This window comes from Faucicola osloensis (assembly GCF_020041925.1).
GTDB classification, from domain to species: Bacteria; Pseudomonadota; Gammaproteobacteria; order Pseudomonadales; family Moraxellaceae; genus Faucicola; species Faucicola osloensis_D.
Window position 1 is genome coordinate 438,337 of the sequence record NZ_CP083409.1, and the last position, 26,988, is coordinate 465,324.

The window sequence follows — 26,988 nt, forward strand, 5'->3', positions numbered from 1 at the left end:
CTCTGCGCTGGCTTACTCACAAGGGCACGGATTGATAAAGCAAGGAAAATCGCAAAGTTACTTTTCGATTTTAGCATATCCGTGTAAACTAGCGGCTAAGATTTTTGTTAGAGATGACTATGAGCGGTTTATTGGATTTGCTACCTTTACTGGCATTTTTTTACTTTTCCAAACAGCAAGGGGTATTGGCAGGTGCGGCGGCGTTATTGATTACGACTCTGGTGGTATATGTTGTGCATTTTGCCCGGCAAAAAGGCAAGCTCAATAAACAGCAGTGGGTCACGCTGATTTTAACCGTGGGATTTTGTGGGTTAAGCTTAATTTTCCATGACGAAGCATTTTTAAAATGGAAATCAACCGTCATCAATAGCGTGTTTGCGGTTGCGCTCATTATCAGTGTCGCGATAGGTAAACCGCTATTAGAACTGGCAATGAAAAATGTGTTTCGATTGACCCAATCGGGCTGGAATAAACTCACCCTCGCTTGGGCAGGGTATTTCTTGCTAATGGCAGGTTTGCAATATTATTTTGCGTTTTTTACCAACAACGATACCTGGATTAATTTTAAAAGCTGGGGATGGATACCGGTGATGCTGGTGTTTTTAATCGGGCAATTTGTGTTCTTAAAAAACCATCTAAATCCAGATATACAGCAACAAATCAATGATAAAGGAAAAAACTAAAGGAGAATATGGATGGCACTTTATATTATTATCGGTCATGACGTCCCTGATAGCCTGGAGCTACGCAAACAGTTTCGCCCAGCTCATCTTGAGCGTCTTACGCGGTTAGATGAACAGCACCGTCTCATCATCGCAGGCCCTACGCCCATTGCGCATGGAGAACCGGAAATGAGTGGCAGTGTATTGGTTGTGGATTTTGACAGCGATGAAGCGGTGCAAGCTTGGGCAAGTGAAGAGCCTTACTTATTAAATGGTGTGTATAGTCATGTGGATATCAAACCTTTTATCCAAGTTTTTCCTAAATCAGTGAGTTAATGTTGGGTTTAACAGTTGTTTGTAGTACATAATTGGCAAGTCTGGGTGGTGATAGGTGGTAAGCATGAAAAAATTGGTGGGCAGGTTGGTAAGCGGCGCAGTGTTATTGACGGTATTACAGGTGCCGAGCCTGACCCATGCAGCACCGCAAGTTGTCGTCACTGACCCAAAAACAGGACAACCACTCGCCAAACAGCCAGAGATTGCCTCGAGCGTTGCCAGTAGCACCTCACCGATGCAAAACCCCAAACAACCTACCCTTGCCCAGCTCAACCAGCCCACTGACAGCCAGTTGTCAAACGCCAACCAACAACTCTTGGCAAAAAATGCTGAATTACAAAACCAAGTCGATAGTTTAAATACGCAGGTCAAAGTGCTTGTCAATGAGCGCAGTGGACAGATTTTTATCTATGGTGCGGTCACTGCACTGCTCAGTGGGATATTGGGTATCGCACTGGGCTGGCTGGTCGCAGGGCGTAAAGGTCGTTGGTAATCGATTTTATAAGCCTACTATTTTAAGCCTAACATTGACTTGCCATGATGCCAAATAACCAAGCCGACTTGCCAAAAAAGCCCATCGTTGCCATCATTGGCGCAGGTCCTGCTGGACTGATGGTGGCAGATTATCTGCGCCAGTTTGATGTCACAATCCACGTATTTGAACAAAAACCATCCCCTGCCCGCAAACTATTGATGGCCGGTAAATCTGGACTCAATATCTCGCACGCTGAGCCCGTTGATACCTTTGTCACGCGCTATCAGCCCGACGACTGGCTTACGCCGCATATTCAAGATTTTAATGCGGCGCATATCCGTGATTTTATGAGCCGCTTGGGGATTGAATCTTTTGTTGGCTCGACAGGTCGCATCTTTCCTACCATGATGAAAGCCTCGCCACTGCTGCGGGCGTGGTTGCAAGCGCTGCAGCAGGACGGCGTAGCGTTTTTTTATCGGCATGGCTGTGAAAACATTGACGGCAAGCAAGCGACTTTTTCCGTTGTACATGAAAGCGGTAACCTGACTGTTACCCAAAGCTTTGATGCGATTGTGTTGGCAACGGGCGCGATGTCATGGTCGCGGCTCGGTAGTGATGGCAAATGGCAGGCATGGCTCAGCGACACAGAATTGACGCCATTCTATGCTAGTAATGTCGGTATCTGTCGCCCACTGTCGCAGCCTTGGTCGGCGCATTTGCACCGCGATTTTGGCAAAGCGTTAAAACGGGTGAAAGCCCAGGTGACATTGCCCAATGGCAAAATTGAGCAGGGTTTTGGTGATATTATTCTCACCCATTATGGCATGGAAAGCGGGCTGATATACCGGCTCAATCGTGCCATGCGTGAGCAATTAAATCATACGGGCAAGGTATCACTACAACTTGATTTGCTACCTGATGTGGCTGACGAAAAATTATTGAGTAGTTTAAAAAATCCCAAAAAACAATCGCTGGCTAACCTTTGGCGAAAGGCAGGACTTGATTCGGTCAAAGTCGCTTTACTCAGAGAAATCATCACAAAAACGCACTGGCATGATGCCGATAAAATGACAAAGGCAATCAAACAGTTAACGGTAGAATTCGATAGTTTTCGACCGATTGAAGAAGCGATTAGTTGTGGCGGCGGGGTAAAACGCTCAGCGTTAACCGACAATTTTGCCTTAAAATCCAATCCTTATGTATTTTGCTGTGGCGAGATGCTTGATTGGGATGCGCCAACGGGTGGCTATCTGCTAACGGCTTGTTTTGCCACGGGTCGAGCCGCCGGACAAGGCGTGGCGCAGTTTTTAGCGTTATCCAAAAAGTTGACGCAATGCACTTGACATAAAGCACTTGGCGTAAGGCAGTTATCGACTGTGTAGATAGCGACTGTAAAAGTAGGCAAGCAGCAGCACGAGCGCGCAAATCGGTAAGCAGACAGGCAAAAACAGCGGATTTTGCATACCACCGAACACTACCATCAGTGAGCCCAATGCCGCCAAAATCGGCGATATCACACCCAATAACATACTTTTGATATGACCTTGTTGCCATAAGCGAAACACCGCAAAGTAAAATACCAAATATAGCAAGTAACTCACCACAATCGCGATTTCTGAAATATCCATATCGCCAAGCAGCTGACTTTTCATCACCGCATAATGCACAGCCGCCCAAAACATAGATAAGGCAAAACCTAGCAGCGCTGAACCAACCGATAGCTGATAGTTGGGCGAGACCTGACGCAATTGCGCGCTAAACGGAATCAATGATTTGAGCGCTAAAGAATGCGGTAGACGAATCAGCCCTAATACCAAGCCATTGACCGTACCCATCACCGAAATCACCACAAATACCAAAAAGGCTTTGGCAGCGGTTTCGCCAAATAACTGGGTCGCCACCACATACACGCTTTCATCACCCAATGCCATCACTTGTGCGGCGCCTAGATACGCGGTGAGTCCAACAAAATACAGCAAATAGCCCAATAAAATCAATATAGGCGCGACGACTAGCGCAATAGGCAAGTTACGTTTGGCATGTTTTATTTCCCCTGAAATACTGGTAGAGACCACCCAGCCATCAAACGAAAACGCAATCGGACCGATGGCACCGAGCCATGCCAAAGACTGGGTCGCTTGACGCGCGGATTCACTTGGATGGGTTAACGCAGTCACAGGGTCGCCATATACAAACGCCATCACCCCTAGCACAAATAACGGAATTAATTTAACGATGGTGGCAAAGACTTGAAAACGCCCTGCAAACACCGCTGCCATCACATTAAACAGATAACAAATGACAAACCACGTAAGCCCAATGCCCATTTGTAATTCAAGTGATGCCTCTTTTACCCCAAATAACAGGGCGGTGTAAATACCCACTACCCACGTCACCACCACGCCAAGTGTGGGGTAATACAAAAACAATTGAAACCAGCCAATCATCGTAGAAAAATGTGGACTGACAAATTCATCAGCATAGCCAATCAAGCCGCCATGCGCATCGGTACGTTTTGCCAGCTCAGCAATCGATAGCGAACCGAAAATAATCGCTACCGCCGCCAATACAAAAACCCCTACCCCCAACGCCACATTGCCATTGGTATATTTTAAAACATTATCTGCCTTAAAGAATATCCCTGAGCCAATCACAATCCCCACAATCATTGCCAATGCGGTGATTAGGTTATAACGCCCGTTACTTGATTGATTCATGTTGTTACCACACCCAAAAAAAAGCTGCATGCCATGTTGCAACGATAAAAAATCAGTTATGCTATACCCCCTAATCGCTGTTTTCAAGCCTTGTATTAGTAATATTTTATTTAGCACTAACTTTTAGTTATTTATTATGGGTCACTGATGCCACAATCTAGCCAACCTCCTGTCTCAAGCACTAGCCCAGCATCAACCATTCAAACCGCCAAACTGCACTGGCAGCTAGATGATAACGGCGTGACTGTCCCCGTCTCTAGCGACTTTGGCGATGTTTATTTTTCCAAAACAGACGGCTTGGCAGAATCTCGCTATGTTTTTATTGATGGCAACGACTTAGCCACTCGCCTCGCTAATTTGCGTAACTTTGAACGATTTGTCATCGGTGAAATTGGTTTTGGCACAGGGCTTAATATCTTGGCTATTTGGCAACTGTGGCAACAAATCAGACCTGACAATCACAGCCATTTACATATCATTACCACCGAAAAATTTCCCTTAAGCAAAACTGACCTTGAACAAGCGCTGGGCGTGTGGACAGAGCTTGCTGGGTTATCACAACAGCTCATTGACAACTATCCACCGCCACTGGCTGGCTGCCATCGTTTGAACTGGTTTGATGAACGATTGACGATTGATTTATGGCTTGGCGATGCGACGAGTAGTTTGTCGCAAGTGACTGGGCAAGGTAAAGTCGATGCGTGGCTGCTTGATGGGTTTGCACCGAGCTGTAACCAAGAACTTTGGTCAAAGGATTTATTGGCTCAAATCGCAAGATTATCCAAACCTCACACGACTTTGGCGACATTTAGCGTGGCAAGCGCAGTCAAACAGGGGCTAAAACATCACGGTTTTAGCTTAGCCAAACGTAAAGGCTTTGGCAAAAAGCGAGAAATGCTCACCGCAAGCTTGCAACCTAAGTTAACATCCACCAATTTTTGCGAAATTTATTTTCGCTATAACAAAAAAATTAAACCATTTTTTGTCACCCTACCCTTTACTGACACGTTTGAATCCCGACGTCGTCAACGCCGAAAAGCCAATAACGTTAAAGGCTTTGAACCACCCAATTTTTCAGCCATCACAAAACCGCTGTCTGTCGCGGTGATTGGGGCTGGGGTGGCGGGGTTAAGCAGTGCGTATGCCTTAGCCGCTCGTGGACACAAGGTTACCATTTTTGATAAAGCTAAGCCATTGGCAGGCGCATCGGGCAATATCCGCGGTTTTCTTGCGCCAAAACTTACCAGCCTAAAACGCCTTGAAACCAATCTACATGCGATTGGTTATTTGGCAAGCTGTCGATTTTACCCTTATTTGACCGCACAAACCGGTATTAACATCCTACAGACCACCGGCTGTTTGGATTTACTCTCACACAATCGCTTACAACTCGATGAAGTCAAAGATTTTCCCATTGAATTTGCCCGTTTATTGACCGCTGAACAAGCCAAAGCAAAAGTCGGTTATGAGGTTGGGCAAGCGATATTTTTGCCCAATGCCGGGTTAATCACTACCGCAAACTTTGCCCAAGCTGTTTTATGCCACCCTAATATTAGCTTTCAAACCGAGGAGTTAACCTATTTTCAGCAAGATTGCGACCAAGTGCTATTAACATTCACTGAGCGTCAGCAGTTTTTTGACCATGTGATTTTGTGCATGGCTTTAGACACCTGCGATTTTTTACCCACCATCAAACGCTTTAATCACAGCCGTGGGCAAGTGACGTGGTTTGCTGTCGATGAGCATGATAAAGCACAGTTGCCAAAACTGCCGCTAAAGTATGGCAGTTATTACGCCAGTTTTAATGAAAACAGTAAACGCCATGTCATGCTTGGGGCAAGTTTTGTTAGGGATACCTTGGATACTGCGCCAGCAGTTGTTGACCATAAGATGAATGTGGCAGATTTAGCGGATGCGGTGCCCGATTTGGTCAATAACACTGATATGTTTACTGTCGAAAAAAACATCCCCCATTGGCAGGGTCGCGCCAGCATCCGCAGCCAAACCGTGGATTATCTACCCCTAGTTGGGCAGGTGTGGCAAGCGGGTTATGAAAGCAAAAGCCGAGTCTGGAGCTTTTCGGCATTGGGGTCAAAGGGCTATGCTTATGCGCCGATTTGTAGTGAGCTGTTGGCCGGTTTACTGTGCGGGGAAATATTGCCGTTAGCTAACAAGATGGTCAACAGTTTAAGCCCCAATCGCAAGGTCATTCGACGCTAAGTTATTTTCTTAAAAGTTTTTGATAAACCAAACTGCGTAAACTATTTGGCAATAATCGCACAGGCAAACGAATGGCGAGGTTTTTAAGCAGTTGCACAATAGGCAAAAACCCTTGTTGATAAAAGCTTTGCTGAATAGCCCACTCGTATCGGGCATACGCCAAGCCCCCGCGCCGTTCATACATCGCATCCCCTGCCCGTGCATACACCAGCACCTCTGGCAAATTGGCAAACTGATAGCCAGCGACCAATAATCGTACCCACAAGTCATAATCTTCAAACAGCGGCGCATGCCGATAGCTACCGACCGCTTGTACCGCTGATTTTTTGAATGCCACCGTCATGTGGTTGATGGGATTGCGCGACTTGGCGGAGGCAAAAATCGCCTCGTGTGAGGTTGGCACCGTGCGAGATTTTTTCCCCTGTGATAGCTGCTTTTCAAATTCAATGATTTGCCCGCCCAACACGTCAATTTTGGGATGACTTTGGATAAAGTTGATTTGCTGTTCAAAGCGGTTAGCCACACAGATATCATCCGTATCCATGCGCATGACCCAGTCATGTTGACAAGCGTTTAGACCTGCATTCAAAGCCTGTCCAAGTCCGACGTTGTTTGTTAAAGCGATAATCGTTAACGGCAGCTGCGGCTTAAACTCTTGTACCACTTTTTGCAATGCCACATTGATTGGACCATCGAAAACCAACATAATCTCATCGGCTTGGCGTGTTTGATTGACCAAGCTGGCTAGACATTCGCTCAGAAATTCGGGGTTTTCTTTGTCATACAGCGACATCAGTACAGAAAATTTCATGTTAATTCACCCAGCCAAGTCAATGCCACATCCTTTTTTACTTTACGCGCAAACCAATAGCCGTCAAATTTCGCCCGCTCCAGCTTTAATAAATCCAAATAAATCGGACTATTGCCATTATTTACATTTTTGTCAAAAATAATCTGTCGGCGATTGTCATTGCTTAGGCGAATTTGATTGGTTAATTTTTCAGCAATTAGAGTTTGAAAAAAATGCTCATCGGGTACCAGTTTGTGACGGAAAAAATCACTGTATTCATCGGTGAAAGGCACAATTTTTTCCCAGTCTTGCCGCGTTACTGAAAACCATTGTGAGCCAAAATAAATGGGTGAGTGATAGGGTTTTACTTTTGCCACGCCTTGTTGCAGTTTGGTGATGATTTTGCCCATCAATTGCCGTTGCCAGTTGCTGTCGGCATGGGGACTGTTCATAATAAAACGATACGCATACTGTGGCGCTATCTCGCAGGTCATCATCGCTTGAAAATCAAACCGCTGTTGCCACTGTTTTTCTATCACTTCAAATGGTTGTAACACCACATCTTCACCGCTTAACAGGTGAAAATAAGCATTGTCCTCATTAGCAAACGCCGTTTCAAACAATTTTAATGTTGCTTCAATTTGGCTAAACCCGCCCCAACGTACCGATACCCTGTCGCTGAGCAAAAATACATTGGCTAGCTGTGCAGTCTCAGCGTCAGGAAAATAATCGGATTTTGCATCCACATGCACATAAAAATTGACGTTGGGCTGAATTTTCGCCAGCTTAATAAAATAACTGATATCTTGGTGGGCTTGGATAAGTAAGGCGTGTTTTTTCATGCAGTTACCCTTTGAACGCATCTAGATTATCTGCGTCATCTAAATTAATCAGGGTAAAACCACGACTGGCAAGAAACTGATACGCATCAGGGAATTTATCCCACAGCGTTTGGGTATATACCATAAAAACTTGGGTGCGGGGAAATTCTTTGAGCGAAAACACGGCAGTGCTGATAAAGGTATAAATCTCAAAGCGTTGCTGGGGGTTTTGTTGCAATGCCTCGCTTAGATAATCTTCAATGATTTTATCGCTATCAATCACCGGCAAAAGATGGCTAAAATCGAAATTTTCTCTAGGATGCGGACAAAATGCGTCAAGGTGAAATGCCTTGACCATTGTTTCTACAATATCAGCATAAGCTTTGTCACCGATAAAATTGTCGAGGGCTTGCCCCAATAACAGCCGTTTTACCGGCAAATTTTCATCAGGCTGATTGTCTGCTTTATCAAATAAATAAACAGGCTCGGTAGTGTCTATGATATTTTTTTCATGGGGAAAAATGGTGAAATGTTTCTTGGAGATAGCCAAAATACTAGGGATACTGGGATAAGTAATGCCCACGACGCGTTTAAACAGTTGTAATGGTAAAGATTTTGGTAACGGTTGAAAATAGCTAGAATTGGGGAAAATATTAGCGGTGCCGTCATCAAAGGTATACAGCTGTTGGAATTTTACTTTAGAAATAACATATTGCAAAAACAACACGTCAATACTGGCAAGATAGACGTTTTCGATAGGTTTTTGCCAAATATCAAGCGTGTTAAGTGTGGTTTTGATGTGGTTTAGGGTGGCAAAACGCTCGCCCCATGTTTTATTGTTCAGTTCGATAAAGGCGGATTTTTCGCAGACTTGCTCAAGTTGGTCAAAATAATAGCGATGTTTGGGCTCGCTTTTTGAATGGACGCCATACGGCAAATACAGCCCAATAAAGGGGGTACTGTGCTTCTTAATAATTTGTTTGGCAATCAACACTTGCAAGGGGGTGATACAAATAATGAGATTCATGGCGTTTTTTTGACCTTTTCCACCTGCAGCGTATAATAATATAACAACGGCAAAATCACCACGCCACTAATAATAGTCGCATACGGCACCACCGCCAGTGATACGCCACTTAACACCCACAAGGCAACCAAATACACTACCGTTGAGATGACGGAACACAGCGAGATTTGCGCACTTTTGGCATGATAAAACAAAAAATTCACCAACAATAAATACGGAATTATCAGCGAAAACGCCAGTACAAACATCACCACATAATACTGGCTTTGGGCAAAATCTGACCCTAATAGCCACGCCATCAATGACGACGGCAGCGCCCAAGCCATGGCAGTCAACATAACAGGCACCATCAAACTCAGCCAAAATAATCGATGCAATTGCATCACTGTCATGCGCTGCGATTTTAGCCGTTCATATAAGTGAGGCACCAACGCAGAATTGACCGCCATAATCACAATGGTCAAGCTGCTAGCGACTTGCACCCCTGCCGAGTATACACCTAGCTCATGACTGCTAAACCGCTCGTGAATCAACACTCGGTCAAGTTGCCCTTTGATGGTATAGCTTAACCCATGTAACAGCAGCGGCAAGCCTAGCGTTAAAATATAGCCCAGTCCCAGTTTGAGCCGTTCTGGGGTAAAGCGAAAGTTGATAGCAAATTGGTATTTTGCCCACGCCAACGCTGCCACAAAAGTACACCCATGCGCCAAGATAATCGCGATAAGACGCTGGGCAACTTTATCCGTGGTATCGCCAGCAAAAAACTGAAAAATCAGCACCGTCCATAGCAAATTGCCCAAGGCTAAGCCCAATTGGATGGTCAGATAGCTAAACGGGCGTTTTTGGCATTGCCGCAGTGCCAGTTGGTTTTGAATCAAGGTTTGCAAAAAGGCGGTAAAAAAGCAGTAAAAAAGCAATTCGCTATGTAACAGCCAACTAATCGCTGTGCCAATCAGCAGCACGCCCACGCTATATAGCCCACCCGCCAATAAAATATTGCCCAGCCCATGCCTGCCATACACATAAAAATAACGGGTCAAAGCGCCATTTTGCGACAGACTCATGGCAATTACAATAAATGCCGTGAGCGATAAATAATAGGACAAATCACCAAAGCCCGTTGTGCCTAAGACCCGTGTCAAATAGGGCAATAGCAAAAACGGCACAGCTTTGGCAGTCATCTCGCCCACCACATAAATCAGGCTGTCTTTGAGCAAAGCAGATTGTGTTAAACGTTTGATTTTATTTAACATTACCTTTCAAGGACATCCCACGAGGTGGCAGTATTGGCTTGGATATCCGTTAGCACTTTTTTGCCCATTAATTCATCATAAAACTTCGGGGCAAGCCCAAAACCAGGGCGAACGCTACGGATACAGCTTTCATCAATCACATCCCCTGCCGTCATGTCTTTGACAAAATACAGTGAACGGCGAAATTGCACATTGCCGATTTCGCTTGATTTTCGCCCATAATCAACTTGTCCCAACGCTTGCCAAGCGGTTTTACTGTCACGGCAGAGCGCGGTGAGTTCGTCTTTTTCCAGTGAAAAACTGTCATCCGCCCCGCCGCCATTGCGGTCTAGGGTGACGTGTTTTTCAATAATACACGCCCCCAATGCCACGCTTGTGACGGCGGTGGTGTTGTCAAGCGTATGGTCGGATAAGCCAATCGGCACGCCAAAACGGCGCTGCATATCGACAATGGTACGCAGGTTATAGTCCTGTGCGGGGGCTGGATAACCACTCACACAGTGCAATAATGCAAGCTGTTTGCAGCCGCTATCACGAGCGGCGGCAACCGCCTCGGCAATTTCGGTTTGGTCAGCCATCCCTGTAGAGATAATCATCGGTTTGCCGGTACTTGCCACATATTTGATAAGCGGTAAATCAATGGCTTCAAACGAGGCGATTTTGTACGCTGGGGCGTTCAAATCCTCGAGCAAATCCACCGCAGTAAAGTCAAAAGGTGAGCTAAACATGGTGATACCGACTTTGTGGGCGTGGTCAAACAATGGTTTATGCCACTCCCACGGCGTGTAAGCTTCTTGGTACAAGTCATACAAGGTACGCCCGTCCCACAATCCCCCATGAATTTGGAAGTCAGTGGCGGTGCTGTTGAGGGTGATGGTATCTGCGGTGTAGGTTTGCATTTTGACCGCATCAGCACCGCACGCCTTTGCCATGTCAATGATACGGTAAGCGTTATTGATGTCGCCGTTGTGGTTGGCGGACATTTCGGCGATTATGTAAGGCGCATGGTCAATACCGATTGGGCGATTGTTAATGCTGAAATTTTGATTCATATTTTGATTCATAGATACCCCACTAAGACCCACCCCTAAAATAAAAAATCTTGCGATTTTAATTCAAACTCTACCGCATCATACACTTTTTCACCCACGCCAAAATGCTGTTTTAACACACCTTTTTCGCTAAATCCCAATTTACGATGCAACGCCAATGACGCGGTATTATATGCCAGCACTTGCGCGGTGATTTTGCTAATGCCTGTGGTGTTGAAAATCTGTGCAATCGCCAAAACCCCCAAAGCCAAGCCAAGCCCCTGCCCTTTTGCGCTATTAGGGGATAAATAAAACCCCCAACTGGCAGTTTTTTCATTCGGGCTTGACGCATTAGGGTTTGGCGCATGGGTGTTTGCCAACTCCAGCGTCTGGTATTTATCCACCGTCATTTGGGTAACATTGACTAGCCCCATTGGCTCACCAGCGACTTCAAACATCAGCAAATGCACATTGGCATGGTCAAGTTGTTTGCGATACCATTTCTCGTGGTCAGCAAGGGCAATTTCATCTTGCCCAAACATCCACCGGCGCACGTCGATGTGATTACGCCATTGCCAAATCATCTGGGTATCGGCTTGGGTCGCTTGCCTCACTTGACAATGTTGAAATTTTTGCGCAAATTCAATCCAGTGCGCAACGCGTTTTGCCCCTTGCCCATCGACCAACTTGGCAGATTGGTGGCTGAATTTTTTATAATTGTCGGCCAGTTCGCTCAACAAGCGGGGCAGTTGCTCATCCAATGTAGCCATGTCAGTCACCACTTTGACCACGTTTTTATCTGCCAACGCTTTGGCAATCACCTGCTGGTTATCGGCAAGCACGATCAGCACCATCGGCAATCCCAAACAACAGCGCTCCCATGTGGTGCTGCCTGCTGCCCCAATCGCAAGGTCAGCATTTGCCATCAACTCCGCCATATTAGTCACATTGACAAGTACCGCACACGCAAAACCTGCGTGTTTGGCAAACCTTTGCACACTTTCGATATGCGGTGCGGTTTTGCCCATGACGACAGTCACGTTAAATGCTTGGGCAGATTGTTGGACAAAGGTATTGAGACTTTGCAAAATCTTGAGCGTGACATTATCGTTATCGACACCGCCCAGATTGACCAATATATTGTTGGGCGGCTGTACGCTTTTACGTCTGTTTAGGCTCATCGCTCGCCAGTTGGCAAACTCATCCCGTAATAGTGTATAACGCGTGCCTAGTAGTCGCTGGCAATGACTTGGCACAAGCGATTGATAATCTTCGTTTTTTCGCCCAAAATTTTGGTCAAGCAAAATCTCACAGTCGTGCGTTCGGTCGGCTAAGTCGTCAATGGCTAAAATTTTAAGGTTTGGCAAAAGTCGTTTGGCTTGCTGCTCCCAGTTTTTGCCAATCGCATAATGGTCGATAATCAGCCAATCTGGCTTTAATGCTTGCAAGATGGGTTTACACTCGGCAAAATCATCGCTTTCACTGGCGCCGAGCCACTCGCTATGGGCATGCTGTTTGATAAAATCTGCAGTCTTACTTTTGGCTAACAGCTGCACCGCAAAACCTTTTTGCCCAATCAAATCCGCCAAATGACCGTCATGCGCCCGACAAATAAACGTGATGTCATGCCCTTGCTGTTTTAACCCGTCAGCCAAGGTCAAGCAACGCATGATATGACCGCTACCCATCGTTAAACTTGCGTCTGCTCGCACCACAATCTTCATGCTAGCTCCTATCTTCATGCTAGCGCCAATTGCGCTTGGTATAAGCGCTCAGCAAATCGCCAATCGTTATCATCATCAATATCGACCACACTGTATTTTGGCAACACATAGCCTAGCGCATGATTATGGATTTTATCCTCGCTGAGCCATGCCTCACGACTGCCCCAATAAAACTGCCCTGCGTCAAAATACGCTTGTGGCAAATCTTGGGTTCTGGTGAGCTCATGTTGGCTAAACATGCTCGATACTTCACCGGTATCGCTTAATTTCAGTGAGCGTAACACATTGGATTCAAATCCTAAAACCGGAAAACAATACAAACTGTTGGATGACTGCCAGCGCTCAAAACTGTCGGTTAAATACTGCGGTTTTAAAAACGGCGTACAGGGGTATAGACAGCAGATATGGCGAGCTTTTGGCACGTGCTGCAGCACATGCCGAATCACCGCAGCGGTAGTGGCATAATCATCGGCAAGCGCGGCAGGTCTTTGGCTGACAGTAGCACCATGCTGTTGAGCGATATCGGCAATAGCGCTATCATCAGTAGAGACGATAATCTGCTCAAACAGTTGGCTGTTTTTTGCCGTTTCAATGGCACGAGCCAGCATGGGCTTGCCACAAAAATCTTTGATGTTTTTGCGCGGAATGCGTTTACTCCCCCCACGCGCAGGGATGATACAGACGTTCATTATGCTAATGCCTGATAAATTGCATCCACCACTTGGTCTTGCAATGCTTCGGTCAAATCATAATACAATGGCAAACTAATCGCTTGTGCATAGTAGCGCTCGGCATGGGGAAAATCGCCTTGTCTAAAGCCCAACTTGGCATAATACGGCTGGGTATGCACAGGGATATAATGCACATTCACCCCGATATTTTGCGCCCGCAAACTGTCAAACACTTGCTTACGCGTTTTGCCACTGTCTGCTGTTAGTTGAATGGGATATAAATGAAACCCCGAATAATTAGCAGGATTGCGATAAGGCAACATAATCGGCAAATCTGTTAATAATTCATCATAACGCTTGCCAAGCTGATGACGGCGAGTGACAAAGTCATCCAAATGGTTCATTTGACTCACCCCCAATGCCCCTTGCAATTCGGTCATGCGATAGTTAAAACCCAAATCAATTTGCTGATAATACCAACCACCGTCAGGTTCGTGGGTCATTAGATTGGCATCACGGGTGATACCATGACTACGGAGTAACTGCATTTTTTCCGCCAATGCCGGGTCATTCGTTGTTGCCAGTCCGCCTTCTGCGGTGGTAATGATTTTGACAGGGTGAAAGCTAAACACGGTAATGTCGCTAAACTCACAATTGCCGATTGGTTGCTTGTGATATTTGCCACCAATGGCATGCGAGGCGTCCTCAATAACCTTAAAGCCATATTGCTGTGATAGCGCATGAATGGCTGCCATATCACAGGGCTCACCGGTGAAATGCACGGGAATAACTATTTTTGGCAAGCGGTTTTCAGCATCGGCAAGCTGTAACTTTTCTGCTAACGCGTCGATCGACATATTGAGCGTTAGCGGATCAATATCCACAAAATCAATGTTAGCACCACAGTACAATCCACAGTTGGCAGATGCGGTAAAGGTAATCGGCGTGGTCCACAGCCAGTCGTCTTTGCCCTTTTCACCTTGACCAAGCCCCAATGCCAAACAAGCAATATGCAGTGCTGACGTGGCACTATTCACCGCCACGCCAAACTTCGCCCCCGTATAGGTAGCGACTCGTTCTTCAAACGCCGGTACTTGACTACCTTGGGTCAAAAAATCAGACTGTAGCACGGCGACCACCGCATCAATATCAGTTTGGGTGATATGCTGACGACCATAAGGGATAAATTGATTTGCCATAATATTTGCCCAAGGGGGTTGTTATCAAGTAGGTTTGTTATCAAAGGTTAGCGATTAAATTTTACCAATTTTTGCTTTGTTGGTTTCAATCCATTCTTGGAGTTGCCCAGTTGTCATCCATTCACTGTTATTATCACTGGCGTACACAAAGCCTTCTGGCACCTTAACACCATCTTTGATACGCTCAGGCGTCTCATCCCAGCCATTAATCGCAGGCAAGATTTTAAAATGCTCAGGATATTCGTAGGTGTGAAAAGAATCTTCGGCACTAATCATTTGCTCATGCAATTTCTCGCCAGGACGAATTCCAATGATTTTTTGCTCGGCAGTGGCAGAAACGGCAGTTGCCAAATCTGGCATGGTCATGGATGGAATTTTTTTGACATAAATTTCGCCGCCCACCATGTCGTCAAATGCATGCCAAACCAGCTCCACACCTTGCTCAAGCGAAATCATAAAACGGGTCATACGCGGGTCTGTAATGGTCAGTACGCCACTGTCTTTAATGGATAGAAAATACGGAATCACCGAGCCACGACTCCCCATGACATTGCCATAACGTACCACCGAAAAGCGTGTGCCATGCTCCCCTGAATAGGCGTTGCCTGCGACAAACAGTTTGTCCGACGCCAATTTGGTCGCGCCATACAGATTCACGGGGCTAGACGCTTTGTCAGTCGATAAGGCAACGACTTTTTTCACCCCTTTATCAATACAGGCATCAATTAGATTCATTGCGCCGTTGATATTGGTTTTGACACATTCAAATGGATTATATTCGGCGGTTGGCACGATTTTGGTTGCTGCGGCATGCACCACATAATCCACCCCATCAAGTGCTCGATATAGACGGTCTTTATCACGCACATCACCGATAAAAAAACGTACACGGGGGTCGCCTTGATACAGTTTTGCCATTTCCCACTGTTTCATCTCATCACGCGAGAGAATAATCAGTTTTTTGGGATTGTATTTTTCAAGCGTCATCGGCACAAAGGTATGCCCAAATGAGCCTGTCCCGCCTGTCACTAAAATGGTTGAATTGGTTAACATAGTGCACTACCTATTATGGCTAAAGTTATTTATCGCAGTTTATCTAGCCCCAAAACCTGTCAGCATGGTTTGAATGGTTTTGAGCACAATCAAGATATCTAATGCAAAAGAAATATGTTTAATATAATAAAAATCGTACTGTACCTTAAGCGCTGTCTCATCGGTATCACTGGCATACCCTTGTGTGACCTGCGCCCATCCAGAAATACCGGGTTTGACGATATGTCGATAATTATAAAAAGGGATGGTTTTTTCAAAGGTTTTGACAAAACTTAGCTGTTCGGGTCTCGGTCCAATCAGGCTCATATCGCCTTTGAGCACATTGATAAATTGCGGCAACTCATCGATACGGGTTTTGCGAATAAACTTACCGACTTTAGTCACACGAGGGTCATTTTGTTGCGCCAGTTTTGCCCCGTTTTTTTCTGAGTCAAAACGCATACTGCGAAATTTATAGATTTTAAACAATTTGCCGCCTTGCCCGACCCGCTCTTGGACAAATATGGCCTTACCCGGACTCTCTAACCGTATCGCAATGACAGTGATCACCGCAATCAGCAATACAAAGGGTGAAACCAATAAAATCGCTATAATATCAATCAGTTGTTTAAACCTTAAATAGGTCTGCGATGGCAACAGCGAGCCCAATTCGTTTTCATATAAATGATGAATCGGCAGACGACCCGTCAAAGACTCATACACTTGGCGATTATTATACACCGGTCTGCCCTGTAACGTTTGCTCGGTTAAAAATCGCTGCCAGTCTTCATCGAGTGCAGGCGATGACAGGTCTGCTACTATCGCTTGCACTTTTTTGGATTGTATGGCATCTAAGTGCGGTTTTTCAAGACGTAGCCAACGGATTTGGAAAATCGCTTCAAAGTTTTGACAATGTCCCAGTGGAATATACGCCATATAAGGTTGGTGCGCTTTTTGCTCCAGCAAAAACGATAAAAAGAAAAACACTGCCCCGATAACGCCCGATAAGCCAAAATAATACAGCGAATACGGCAACCGAAAAACGATAATCACCATGCCTAACAGCATCATCACCAACAACAAGGTTGGCAACACAAAACTGATGGAGCGTTGACCTGGAAACTGGGTGAGTTTGCGCAAACCAAGGGTGACGAGCAAGACACCCAACGTGGCTAACACCATACTGTTAAACTCAGTAATCAGCCAGCGACCCTGCAAAAAGCGCATTCGCCACATCAGCAACGCCGGCAAAATTACCACAACCAACCAGCCCACGATGAGGCGGAATACAAGATTTTGCCATACCAAGAAAATTACCCGCTGCATTATGGTTTAAGTCCTGTTTTTTCAGGATTGGCGTCTCGCCATTGTCTAAACTCACGGTATAAAGCTGCAAATGTCGCAGGATCTTGTTTGGCAAGGTTACCCAAATCGGTCTCGACATTGTCACAATCGGATAAATCTTTGACCATCACACAAGCCGCCTCGATATGTTTTAATGCCGCTTGCTGGTCACCTTTATAGGCTAAGAACTGTGCATAGGCTAATATATTATACTGGGAAGAATCGGTATTTAGCACCTCTTCAAAGATTTCTTCTTTTACCCTTGCTTGATGGCGGTTAATCGGCACTTGCATGGCAAGGATGCGGTCATGATACGCGCTAAATCCAAACACGCCATTTTGATAGTCAACTGCTTTGTCTTGGTTTAGATGATTGGTATGCTTGATAAAGCGATTATAATCCAAATAATTGAGATGAAAATATTGCCAAATATAGTAGCCTGATAGCATCGCCGAACCCAGCATGACCACTGACAGGGCTTTTGTTAGCTTGGGTTGCCACGCAAGCTGCCATTTGCGCTGTTCAATCAACGCCAAAAACAAGGCAAAAACCGCGAGATAACGAAAATACCATAACGGGTATTCTACACTGGCATACAAGATACTGGCGATGACAAATGCCAGTGCAATCGCGCTTTCGCTGCTATGGCGTAGATGAATCGCCCGCACCAGTAGCCAAACAATCGGCACAAAGCACAGCGCGCCTAACACCCCTAGCTCCGCCAAAATCATGGTAGCAAAATTGTGAGAATGGTCGGCAATCTCTGGCCATTTAAAATATTGGGCATAATCAACGCTTGCGCCCATGTAGTTGTTCCAGCCGACCCCTGTGAGCACATGGTCATGAAATATCATCATGGCGCGTTCGCTCATCGCCGAGCGGTTCCCCTGACCGCCTGCCATACGGCTTACCGCCCCAAGCTGATTGGCACTGCTATAATTGCTAAGCCAGCTTGCGCCCATATAATACAATACAAAAACAACTAACCCCAAAACGGTGGCAGAAAGTTTGTTTTTCCAAGCTATCGGCTGGGTCAAAAAGAAAATGGGAATCACCGCCAGCATCATCACCAGACCCGCCCGACTTTGTGTCAAGGCAAGCCCGATGGTAAATATCACAAACAATAGCATCAAGCCAAACCGCGCATATTGTCGGTATCGACCAATCAGCCACTGCGGCGCATTTAACCTTTCTTGAAACGACTGCTGCAGTTGATAAATCACCCCACACAGCGCCAACACAAACGCGTAGCCTGCGTGATTAGCTTGTCCAAAGTTGCCATCATAGCGTCCGCCATTGGCGTTACCGCGGGCAATCACCCAACCTTGATAATCAATCTGATAGCCTTGGATTTGCATCATTTGAATGATAAAGGTGACGATTGCCATGAGATATACCGCAATAAACAGGCGGTTTAATAAATTCGCTTTATTTTCAATATTACTGCCTATCAACGCAGTCAAGGCAACGACCACCAAGCTTATCACCGGAAAAATTAAGGCATCAGGGTAAGCGATATGGTTGAATAATGGCTGACATACAAGCAATAGGGCTAGCAGCAACCAAGTAAGCACGGATTTGCTAAACTTTGTAATCGGGTTTTGCCAAAAAAAAGCCGCAACTGCCAAACTCACAAACCCAAATGCGGTGGCATTGACGACAAAATCTCGACCCAGTGGCGAATGCCAAGGCATCAGATAGGTCAAAATGGCGAAGCCCATGAATAGGCTAAACAGTCGAATATCTTGATTGGGGGTTTGGGGTGGCGTAGATGGCAGCATAGGATTTTCGTATGGGTTAAACGCAAAAATGCTAAACGGGATAGTTTAGCATTTTTTATAAAATAAGTATTCGATTCATCAATGAAATTTATATCTTGCTACTACCAAGGACGCTAGTCAACGGCTTTCAGAATTTTTTTATTTTTTGCATTTAATAAAATTACCATATCTGTTTAGTAAGCTCTCAAAGGTAGAAAGTTACGCTCTCACTACACCCAAAAACAAACAATAGGTGATGCAAATTACCCCATGACAATATTTGTCCAAAGTATGACATCTAACCTGACAATAACTGTCACTTTTTAATAAAACTAGGCAGATGAATTTATAGTCTGAATTTTTTTATGTATAAGATGCTGTTTTTCTGTGTGAATTGTCTATAATAAAAGTTGGCACGTTTAGTGCTAATATTAAGATAGGCTTTTAAAGCTTATAAATAAACCAATAACATTTGTGGAGAATGTTTATGAACGCTCAAAAAGGTTTTACCCTTATCGAATTGATGATCGTTATCGCTATTATCGGTATTTTGGCTGCTATCGCGATTCCTGCGTATCAAGATTATACTACTAGAGCAAAAGTGACTGAAATGCTTTCAGTTGCTTCTTCTGCGAAAACTTCTATTAGTGAGGGTTTTCAAAGTGGCGGGATAACTGGGCTAAATGCTGTAGTTGCTGATATTAATAATAAGAAGACTCAAGCTACAAATACCAGTAAGTATGTAGCTAAAGTAGCAGCTACACCAGATACTGGTGTAATTACTATTACTTCTTCGAAAGATAATAGTCTTCCTAGCACTGCTCAAGCTAAGACAATTGTGCTTACACCTTATCAAGGTACAGCAGGGTTATCTAGTACAACTGTTTCTACAGGTGCTCCTTTACAATGGGCATGTTCTTCTGAAGGAAATACAACTGCGACAGCTCGTCTTTCTACTGTAACAAAGGGATCAATGCCAGCTAAATTCGTGCCATCTGAATGTAAATAAATTTTAGGCTAAATTAAAACGTATCATTAATGATACGTTTTTTTATAACGGCTATAATATGACACCTCGTATTAAATTTTTTCTTGTTCACATAATCACCTCAGTAATTATTGCTTTTCTATTGACTCTATTAGTTCTTTTTATTTGGTATCCATCACCACTTGCCACAGCTGTTGGCGTAACGCATATCTTTTTAATGCTATTGGTCATTGACGTAATTTTAGGACCACTTTTAGGTTTATTGGTCTATAAAGAAGGCAAAAAAACACTAAAATTTGACCTAAGTACCATTATTCTCATTCAAATCGCGGCTTTATGTTATGGCGTATTTAGCATTGAACAAGGACGTCCTGCATGGTTGGTGTATAATGTAGATCGTTTCGAATTGGTACGAAAAAATGAATTAATTAACACTAATATTCAGCAAGTACAACCTCAATTCCAACAACCTTCATGGTTTAAACCGCAATATGTCGCCACTGAATTTGCCAAAGACACACAACAACGCAATGATGAAATGTTTGCAGAAGTCTTTAGCGGTATTTCAATTGCGCAGCGTCCAGAACGTTATGTAGAATTGACTCAAGCAAAAACCCAAATTCAACAACGTGCATTACCGCTTGTAGAACTGCAACAGTTCAACCCAAAAACAGACGTTGAAAAAACTTTAGCCAAATATCCAAAAGCAGATGCGTGGCTACCCTTAAAAGCCAATGCAGTGGATATGGTGGTTTTAGTCAATAAAGAATCTGCAAGCATCATCAAAATAGTTGACTTAAGACCATGGGAATAGTTTTAACGACATATTCTTTAACTCCATTTATTAAAACTGAGTGGCTATATCAATCAAATAGTCCGAGTATCTTGCCTCAATTCAAAATTTTCTATCAATAAAGAATGGCACTTTTCCAGCAGTATTTCATAATCTTCTTTCAGCTGCTCATAATCACTTTTTACCGCCTTAGTCAGTATCTTATGTCACCCAACATGAATGTTATCTATACTGCCAAAAATTGTTCAATGCCTAGCTTGATAAGCTAGTTATTCCACTCATTAGCCATCCCGCATTCGCCTGTATCTTGGGTATCGCCATCATTATTTTTATCGCGACATTTGAGACCTTGCGCGTTTAGCGTGAGCGTACCATCATTTGCCATCTGCGATGAACTAATAGGTGTGGCTGTAATTGTCCAACGGTCAGTGAGGGGGGTGGGTGCTAGGGTGATGGTATATAATGCTGTACCACTTCTAGGGAAACTCCCATCTAATCCCGTGCCTGCGTTCGTGTAACTGCCTTGTGCCAGTTTACGCGATTCAATCTGCGAGGCGATATTTTGCAACTCAGTCATCATATCAGTGCGTTTGGTTTTGATGACGTAGCGCTGATAGCTGGGATAAGCAATCGCCGCCAGCACGCCAATAATAGCAACCACGATCATCAGCTCGATTAGAGTAAAGCCTTGTTGGCGATATCGATTTTTCATTACCATGACTCCGAATTAGTATCACAGCTGGTTGGTATGATACTAACGCTACTGTCACTATCTTTGGCTTTGCATTGTGCCCCACTGCTAGTGAGCAAAATCTTATGCGCATCGTTAAATTTTGTGGGATTAGAGGTAGCAAACATCACCCATGCTCTACCTGCAGTCAAGCTATTAGAGAGTTTCGAAGATGCCGTTGGCACTAGACTATTGGCAGTATTGTCGCCATCCACCAATAGTATCTTGTATTGATAATTATCTGCTGTGCTGTTAGCGGGCACATAAATCACCGTATTTGCCACATCATCGCTTGCGCCAGTATCATAACTGTAACTGACCGTACCGTCATTGGCAATTTTTTTGGGTAAAAAGCCTTTATAGGTCAGTGCAGTCGCCCGCCAGCGATTGAGCTCAATCTCTAGCTGCTTCATTTTGGCTTGCGCTTGCGATTCGGCATTGCGGATAGCATATTGCCGATACGATGGGATAGCGATACTGGCGAGTATCGCAACCATCGCTACCGTTACCATCAGTTCAATCAGCGTAAAGCCCTTGTGACGATTCATCATTGCCTCAGTTATTTATTGACTTCATACCAAGTATTTGGCTTTAAGGTATAGCGATCATTGTAGATATTCTCTGGTGCTGAGCCATCACCCGTTGTTTTACTTAGACCAGATAATGGTTGGCTAATTCTATCAAGTCCAATATTATTAGACCCCGTATCACCCGCTAGCAGCTTACCGTTGTCATCACCAAAGTCCACTCGGTTGGAGGCTCTATCGGTAATTGTTTGCGTACCAATCAATAAACGTTGATTGGACAATGTAGAACTACGCGGTCCTAGCGTCAATTCTTGGATACCTTGCCCTGCCCGCGCAAAACCTGCCGTGCCATTTTTTGATGTCGCATACTCATCGATAGCCGCCCCTTCTGAATCAGTGGTTTGTTTTAAGCAGATACCGTAAGGTAGACAGTACAATTGACGCTCCGAGCCGCCCGTGATTTTTGCAGAACAAGACTCAGTGACGCCATAGTTCATATCGGGGTTGTAGACAGTGGTGTATAAGAAACTATCAATGACCTCAGACTTACCCACGCCTTTGGTATATTTTACCCTATCAAAGCCATCAAAGCGCGTTAATGGATAATACCAGCCTTTTTTAGTTTTTACCCCTGTAGCTGGCATGGTACTAGTCGCTGCTTTATACATCATATCTTTTTTATCTTCCAAAGATAATGCAGAAGTGGATGTGGTATCAAAAGCATATAAATCACTAGTGGCTAAGTCGTTGATTTTTTGTACTTTAACCGTAGATCCTGTTTCGGTTCTGGTGGTAAAATCATCGGCATATAAGATTTTATCTGCCAACGTGACATCGGTGTCCATGATGCCATACAGCCTATCGGCATACTTATTGTCAGCACGTAATTTTGACAATGGCGAACTTCTATCACCTGAAATGACATTGACCATGGCAAATAACCGACCATTATTAAAGCTACTATCGCCACGGTAAAAACTGACGACAGGACGCTCATAAAAACGGTGATTATATTTGATATCTGTGCCAGTAAAGGCAGGTTGCAGCAGACGCACGACGCGCGTATTATTAAAGGCAGTTTCAGGTTCAGCTGTGCCACTGCTCACAGGTTTGATGAATCCAGCATTGGTGAAATCAGCACGGAACACTTGCCCACCTAAATCAGCAAAGTATAACTGATCCATATAACCATCGTTGTTGCGGTCAAGGACGGTGATGCCGCCTACGATACTGTTAGTCATCGTACTGACACTGGTTGATGGCGTGGGTGTTGCCGAGCTTGATGCCGACCAAATTAAATCCCCGGTTTTGGCATCGATGATATAGATAGTATTACCTTTTGGAACATATGCAGCATTACAAGTATTCTCTAATGTGGTTTTTTTATCTGATTTTGTTTTTTTCAGTGTCTCTTTTTGATCCTGAGTAAGTGAAGGGTCATTATCAATCTTCTCGATTTGTGCTTCTAGGTCAGCAATTTCATTTGATATGACTGCTGGTACTGTTCCTTGTTGATAATCGTCATACTCATAACACATATCATAACCGCCACCAAAGACTAAGACATCTTTATAAGCATTGACTTTTTTGGTTGTCGAATTTATGCCTGTGGCAATTTTTGCCTTGGTAGGTTTTGACCATATCTGTCCCATACGGTCAAAGCCTGTCTTAGCAGAATCGATTCTAAATAGCATCTTAGGATTATTTTTATCCGTTAAATCCAAGCCATACATACCTTCTCCGCCCATACGCAGACCGCCATAAGCACGGACATAGGTATTACGGCAGTCACGGGTATTATTTGGGTCGTTAACCTTATCTTCTGCACAAGGTGTTACAGTGACTCTGTTATTATCAAGGTCATAAAAATAATTAGCACTCACTAGCCAAGGGGCATCCACACCAAAGTAAGGTTTGCCCACCTCTGTGCTCGTACCATTAATTAATGCCTCTGGTTGTTTATCCAACATTAATTTTGGCATAAAAGCCAAAAGCTCTCTCCCCCCACTGCCTGTAGTAGTGTAGTTATCAGCATTCACCATATGAACCATACCATCACTAGAACCAAATAACGCATAATCGTCGCGTGTGTCAGTCACTGCACCCGTAGTAGCATCTAAGTCTGCTGAATAAGACACCATACTCGGTGTGGAATGAATAGTTGCACCTAAGTGTTTAACAGCTGAAGGCGGTGCAGTAAGTACCAAATCTGTCAATGACTGCGTCTTTTGCGCATCAGTCAATGTAAAACCCAAAAACTGTAGCAAATAATTAATTTTATCGCGGCTGTAAATAGCGGTATCGTTAAAGGTATTAGTGGCACTAATCGCATCTCCACTAGTATCTGACAGATTGGTCAAGGTGAGTTTACCTGCACTAGTAACACCAAATTTGCGTATCACTGGTGTATTCTTTGCGGAATTATCTTCTAGATACAATGTCCTTATGTTATTGACTGCCGTATCAGGGGTTTTCAAATTACTAAAAAAACCACCTGATGTCACTAGATCATTAGCGACAGCACCATCTTTGGTGCTACTCACAGCACTCCATAAATCCTCTGTACTAGGATTTAATTTACCCGCAATGTCAGAGAACAATGGAGCATCGGATACACCGGATTTACCATATAAGGTACCTTCATTAAGGTTATATTTTTTGAGGTTACCTGACCAAACAGCAGTTGATTTACCCACTTCTGCTTGCAAAATCGGATAGTAGGCAACTGCAAGTTGGCTATCTGCGCGATAAGGGTCATCAGGTACTACAATCGTTCCTGAAGGGATTGGTCGAATATCAGCACTTAATACATCCATAAACGCAGCCAAGCTATCTATAACATCCTGTGATGAATCGGCATAGTAATAGCCGCCTCCGCCAAATTCTTGACCAAGTCTACATAAGTTTTGAACATCTTTATCAGTTGATGAGGTGCAGTTATATATTTTCTTGCCATTAATCGTAGTGGGTGTACTTAGACCTGCCATATCTGAACCAAAGCCCACCGTAGCTGTCTTGATAGGAAGACCAGTTGCATTACTATTTGAAGCTAAAATTTGTCCATAGTTCGCCATACAGCCCCAACCTAAAGCACCGTTCGTTCCATTTGGCAATAAGGTACAATCCGTTACTTTAGTGGCAGTAGTACTTAGGGATGTATTCATTAATTTTTGCGCTTGTGTAGCAGTAACACTGGTATTAGGCTCACCGTCTGTTAATAAATAGATTCCATTACCTGCACAGGTAGTTTGTTGAGCCCCTTGCTGATATTTAGTTCTATCCGGTATTTTTGTAATATTATCGGAGTTCGTAAAGCCTGAACCAGTTCCTGATGTGTTAGTGCCCAGCATATAAGCGCCTGCCTCCGCAAACGCACTCGGTGTCGGTGTACCACCCGTAGCACTTAACCCTGCAACATAATTTGCCATTAGCTGGCGATTTGCCATTGTGAGCTTTTGTATTGGATAGCGAATGATGCCAGTTTTACCATCACCATTATAAGAAAAAATACCAACGCCTAAGCCAATATCATTACTAACCGTATTGTTGGTAAGTAAGGTTAACAAAGCCACTTTAAGGCTATTGATTCGATTATAAATTGTCTTATTCGTCGTGCTTGAAGTACAACTTTGCAGATTTGTGATAGTAGTAGTAAAAGTTTTAGTGCTGTCAGTTGCATCTGTATAAACAAAACTTGTATCTTTATTTTGTGTTGTACTCTTCTTACATCCACTCAGTGCTGAATTCATACTACCTGAGATATCAAGCATCATCATGATATTTGGATTGCCAGGCGTGGGCAAGGCATAAATCTCTAGGTCACCAATTTGCTTTTTGACGACATCCGCCTGCGAGGTACTCACCGCCACCATCATCGACATGGCAATAACTACATATTTGATTGAAGTCGTTATTTTACCTTGATACGATTGATTCATTGCTTTAGACCTCTTAACACCAAATTTGGGTTTCATCGTTATCACCACATTATTTTTATGTTAACAAACCTTATCTACCTGATGAGGTTAAAATACATTTTGACGATAATGTCCCTGTAGCTTTGCCAAACGGAATACAGTTGGTTGAGCTTGACATATTCTCGACATCCGCTTGCTCATAAAGCATCTTGCTTGGGGTGTTGGCTTCACGCATACACTTAATGAGAGAAGATTTTCCTGGCTTTACATTGTCTTGGATAGCGGTTTGTTCGAAGCACTTATCAGAACCCACCTTAGGCTCTGCATACGCAGGTAAGGCTGCAGTGGCGCGAATGTCAAACTTGAACTTTTTACTGGTGCGGTTTTCTACTTCTTTCCCAATCACCATTTGTGAAAATGGTTCAGCATCGGTTTCAGGTGGGGTGACCGCAATATTCATCTGGGTCATTGAGGTTTGTCTATCACTTGTGTAGCTATCAGCACTGGTATAGTCGCAGTAGCCACTGTCACGCCCACTCCAGTAGCCCCCGCCTTTTTTTAGGATGCTAGCGTTTTTGGCAAGGTATTTTTTTTCACGTGGATTATAGCAGTAGATAAATTCGTTGGTAGCATTGTCAGAATTGAGTAAAAAATGCCCGATAGCCCCTGACACGCTAGTAATATCTTTATATGCCTGTGAACTAGGATTGGCATTTACCATCGCCTCTAACTTTTGATTGCCACTATCGGCTGATTGTAGCAACAGGGTATTGATTTGGTCAGCGGTGGCAGTTCTGAGATCCGTGGTACTTTGACGTACTGCTATCGCCCCTGCCAACAGGATCAGCACCAAAAACAACAATACTACAATGAGCGCTGCGCCGCGTTGATGAGATGGCAAATTATACGCCTTGTTTATTGGACGAATAAGCGCGGATTGCTTGCTGATCAATAGGATTGGATTGCTCATT

The 26,988-nt window shown here is 44.3% G+C and carries 23 protein-coding genes; 7 read left to right on the forward strand and 16 right to left on the reverse strand.

Going from position 1 to position 26,988, the window contains the following annotated elements:
• Nucleotides 1-119 precede the first annotated feature (119 nt).
• From LAJ61_RS01875 to LAJ61_RS01890, 4 genes are all read left to right on the forward strand, one after another.
• Nucleotides 120-683, forward strand: coding sequence for an inner membrane-spanning protein YciB (locus LAJ61_RS01875; RefSeq protein WP_076777102.1), 564 nt, complete (start codon nucleotides 120-122; stop codon nucleotides 681-683).
• Nucleotides 684-695: 12 nt separating this feature from the next.
• A complete protein-coding gene (locus LAJ61_RS01880) occupies nucleotides 696-998 on the forward strand; it encodes a YciI family protein (protein WP_160001377.1) in 303 nt (100 codons plus the stop codon).
• Nucleotides 999-1,062: 64 nt separating this feature from the next.
• The gene (locus tag LAJ61_RS01885; RefSeq protein ID WP_224054255.1) at nucleotides 1,063-1,491 is read left to right on the forward strand and encodes an SH3 domain-containing protein; all 429 of its coding nucleotides are present in this window, start codon (nucleotides 1,063-1,065) and stop codon (nucleotides 1,489-1,491) included.
• A gap of 44 nt (nucleotides 1,492-1,535) precedes the next feature.
• Nucleotides 1,536-2,816, forward strand: coding sequence for a TIGR03862 family flavoprotein (locus LAJ61_RS01890; protein WP_409034977.1), 1,281 nt, complete (start codon nucleotides 1,536-1,538; stop codon nucleotides 2,814-2,816).
• A gap of 24 nt (nucleotides 2,817-2,840) precedes the next feature.
• On the opposite strand, the gene LAJ61_RS01895 is transcribed toward LAJ61_RS01890, so the two are convergent.
• Nucleotides 2,841-4,190 (reverse strand): APC family permease, encoded by a 1,350-nt coding sequence (locus LAJ61_RS01895; protein ID WP_224054256.1) that lies wholly within the window; start codon nucleotides 4,188-4,190, stop codon nucleotides 2,841-2,843.
• Nucleotides 4,191-4,337: 147 nt separating this feature from the next.
• Between LAJ61_RS01895 and mnmC1 the strand changes: the two genes are divergently transcribed.
• Nucleotides 4,338-6,410, forward strand: a complete 2,073-nt coding sequence (mnmC1, locus tag LAJ61_RS01900; protein WP_224054257.1) for an FAD-dependent 5-carboxymethylaminomethyl-2-thiouridine(34) oxidoreductase MnmC1 — start codon at nucleotides 4,338-4,340, stop codon at nucleotides 6,408-6,410.
• Nucleotide 6,411: 1 nt separating this feature from the next.
• Here the strand turns inward: mnmC1 and LAJ61_RS01905 are convergent, their stop codons facing one another.
• From LAJ61_RS01905 to LAJ61_RS01955, 11 genes are read right to left on the reverse strand one after another with little or no spacing between them, the layout of a single operon-like run.
• Complete coding sequence (locus LAJ61_RS01905) at nucleotides 6,412-7,221, reverse strand: glycosyltransferase family 2 protein (protein WP_224054258.1); 810 nt, start codon at nucleotides 7,219-7,221, stop codon at nucleotides 6,412-6,414.
• On the reverse strand, nucleotides 7,218-8,042 hold the full coding sequence (locus LAJ61_RS01910) for a beta-1,6-N-acetylglucosaminyltransferase (protein WP_224054259.1): 825 nt from the start codon (nucleotides 8,040-8,042) through the stop codon (nucleotides 7,218-7,220). Before LAJ61_RS01910 ends, LAJ61_RS01905 begins: the two co-directional genes overlap by 4 nt.
• 4 nt (nucleotides 8,043-8,046) lie before the next feature.
• Complete coding sequence (locus LAJ61_RS01915; protein WP_224054260.1) at nucleotides 8,047-9,048, reverse strand: glycosyltransferase family 52; 1,002 nt, start codon at nucleotides 9,046-9,048, stop codon at nucleotides 8,047-8,049.
• Nucleotides 9,045-10,301, reverse strand: coding sequence for an oligosaccharide flippase family protein (locus LAJ61_RS01920; protein WP_224054261.1), 1,257 nt, complete (start codon nucleotides 10,299-10,301; stop codon nucleotides 9,045-9,047). Before LAJ61_RS01920 ends, LAJ61_RS01915 begins: the two co-directional genes overlap by 4 nt.
• Nucleotides 10,301-11,353, reverse strand: coding sequence for a pseudaminic acid synthase (gene pseI, locus LAJ61_RS01925; RefSeq protein WP_224054262.1), 1,053 nt, complete (start codon nucleotides 11,351-11,353; stop codon nucleotides 10,301-10,303). The genes LAJ61_RS01920 and pseI overlap by 1 nt, the downstream gene beginning before the upstream one ends.
• 35 nt (nucleotides 11,354-11,388) lie before the next feature.
• Nucleotides 11,389-13,056, reverse strand: coding sequence for a UDP-2,4-diacetamido-2,4,6-trideoxy-beta-L-altropyranose hydrolase (gene pseG, locus LAJ61_RS01930; RefSeq protein ID WP_224054263.1), 1,668 nt, complete (start codon nucleotides 13,054-13,056; stop codon nucleotides 11,389-11,391).
• 14 nt (nucleotides 13,057-13,070) lie between these two features.
• Nucleotides 13,071-13,745: a pseudaminic acid cytidylyltransferase gene (gene pseF, locus LAJ61_RS01935; protein ID WP_224054264.1), complete on the reverse strand. Its 675-nt coding sequence runs from the start codon at nucleotides 13,743-13,745 to the stop codon at nucleotides 13,071-13,073.
• The gene (gene pseC / locus LAJ61_RS01940) at nucleotides 13,745-14,926 is read right to left on the reverse strand and encodes a UDP-4-amino-4,6-dideoxy-N-acetyl-beta-L-altrosamine transaminase (protein WP_224054265.1); all 1,182 of its coding nucleotides are present in this window, start codon (nucleotides 14,924-14,926) and stop codon (nucleotides 13,745-13,747) included. The genes pseF and pseC overlap by 1 nt, the downstream gene beginning before the upstream one ends.
• A 54-nt stretch (nucleotides 14,927-14,980) precedes the next feature.
• A complete protein-coding gene (pseB, locus tag LAJ61_RS01945) occupies nucleotides 14,981-15,979 on the reverse strand; it encodes a UDP-N-acetylglucosamine 4,6-dehydratase (inverting) (RefSeq protein ID WP_007115167.1) in 999 nt (332 codons plus the stop codon).
• Between the two features lie 39 nt (nucleotides 15,980-16,018).
• A complete protein-coding gene (locus tag LAJ61_RS01950; protein ID WP_224054266.1) occupies nucleotides 16,019-17,284 on the reverse strand; it encodes an exopolysaccharide biosynthesis polyprenyl glycosylphosphotransferase in 1,266 nt (421 codons plus the stop codon).
• A complete protein-coding gene (locus LAJ61_RS01955; protein ID WP_224054267.1) occupies nucleotides 17,284-19,083 on the reverse strand; it encodes a PglL family O-oligosaccharyltransferase in 1,800 nt (599 codons plus the stop codon). The genes LAJ61_RS01950 and LAJ61_RS01955 overlap by 1 nt, the downstream gene beginning before the upstream one ends.
• A 466-nt stretch (nucleotides 19,084-19,549) precedes the next feature.
• On the opposite strand from LAJ61_RS01955, the gene LAJ61_RS01960 reads away from it, so the two are divergent.
• Both LAJ61_RS01960 and tfpZ read left to right on the forward strand, forming a co-directional pair.
• A complete protein-coding gene (locus LAJ61_RS01960; RefSeq protein ID WP_224054268.1) occupies nucleotides 19,550-20,071 on the forward strand; it encodes a pilin in 522 nt (173 codons plus the stop codon).
• Nucleotides 20,072-20,129: 58 nt separating this feature from the next.
• The gene (gene tfpZ / locus LAJ61_RS01965) at nucleotides 20,130-20,864 is read left to right on the forward strand and encodes a TfpX/TfpZ family type IV pilin accessory protein (RefSeq protein WP_224054269.1); all 735 of its coding nucleotides are present in this window, start codon (nucleotides 20,130-20,132) and stop codon (nucleotides 20,862-20,864) included.
• 244 nt (nucleotides 20,865-21,108) lie between these two features.
• Here the strand turns inward: tfpZ and LAJ61_RS01970 are convergent, their stop codons facing one another.
• The 4 genes from LAJ61_RS01970 to LAJ61_RS01985 form a co-directional block, all read right to left on the reverse strand.
• On the reverse strand, nucleotides 21,109-21,561 hold the full coding sequence (locus LAJ61_RS01970; RefSeq protein ID WP_409034978.1) for a type IV pilin protein: 453 nt from the start codon (nucleotides 21,559-21,561) through the stop codon (nucleotides 21,109-21,111).
• Entirely contained in the window at nucleotides 21,555-22,121 is a 567-nt protein-coding gene (locus LAJ61_RS01975; protein ID WP_224054271.1) for a type IV pilin protein, read from the reverse strand. Before LAJ61_RS01975 ends, LAJ61_RS01970 begins: the two co-directional genes overlap by 7 nt.
• A gap of 11 nt (nucleotides 22,122-22,132) precedes the next feature.
• The gene (locus LAJ61_RS01980; RefSeq protein ID WP_224054272.1) at nucleotides 22,133-26,038 is read right to left on the reverse strand and encodes a pilus assembly protein; all 3,906 of its coding nucleotides are present in this window, start codon (nucleotides 26,036-26,038) and stop codon (nucleotides 22,133-22,135) included.
• A 70-nt stretch (nucleotides 26,039-26,108) separates the two neighbouring features.
• Nucleotides 26,109-26,987: a PilX N-terminal domain-containing pilus assembly protein gene (locus LAJ61_RS01985; protein ID WP_224054273.1), complete on the reverse strand. Its 879-nt coding sequence runs from the start codon at nucleotides 26,985-26,987 to the stop codon at nucleotides 26,109-26,111.
• Nucleotide 26,988: the final 1 nt, after the last annotated feature.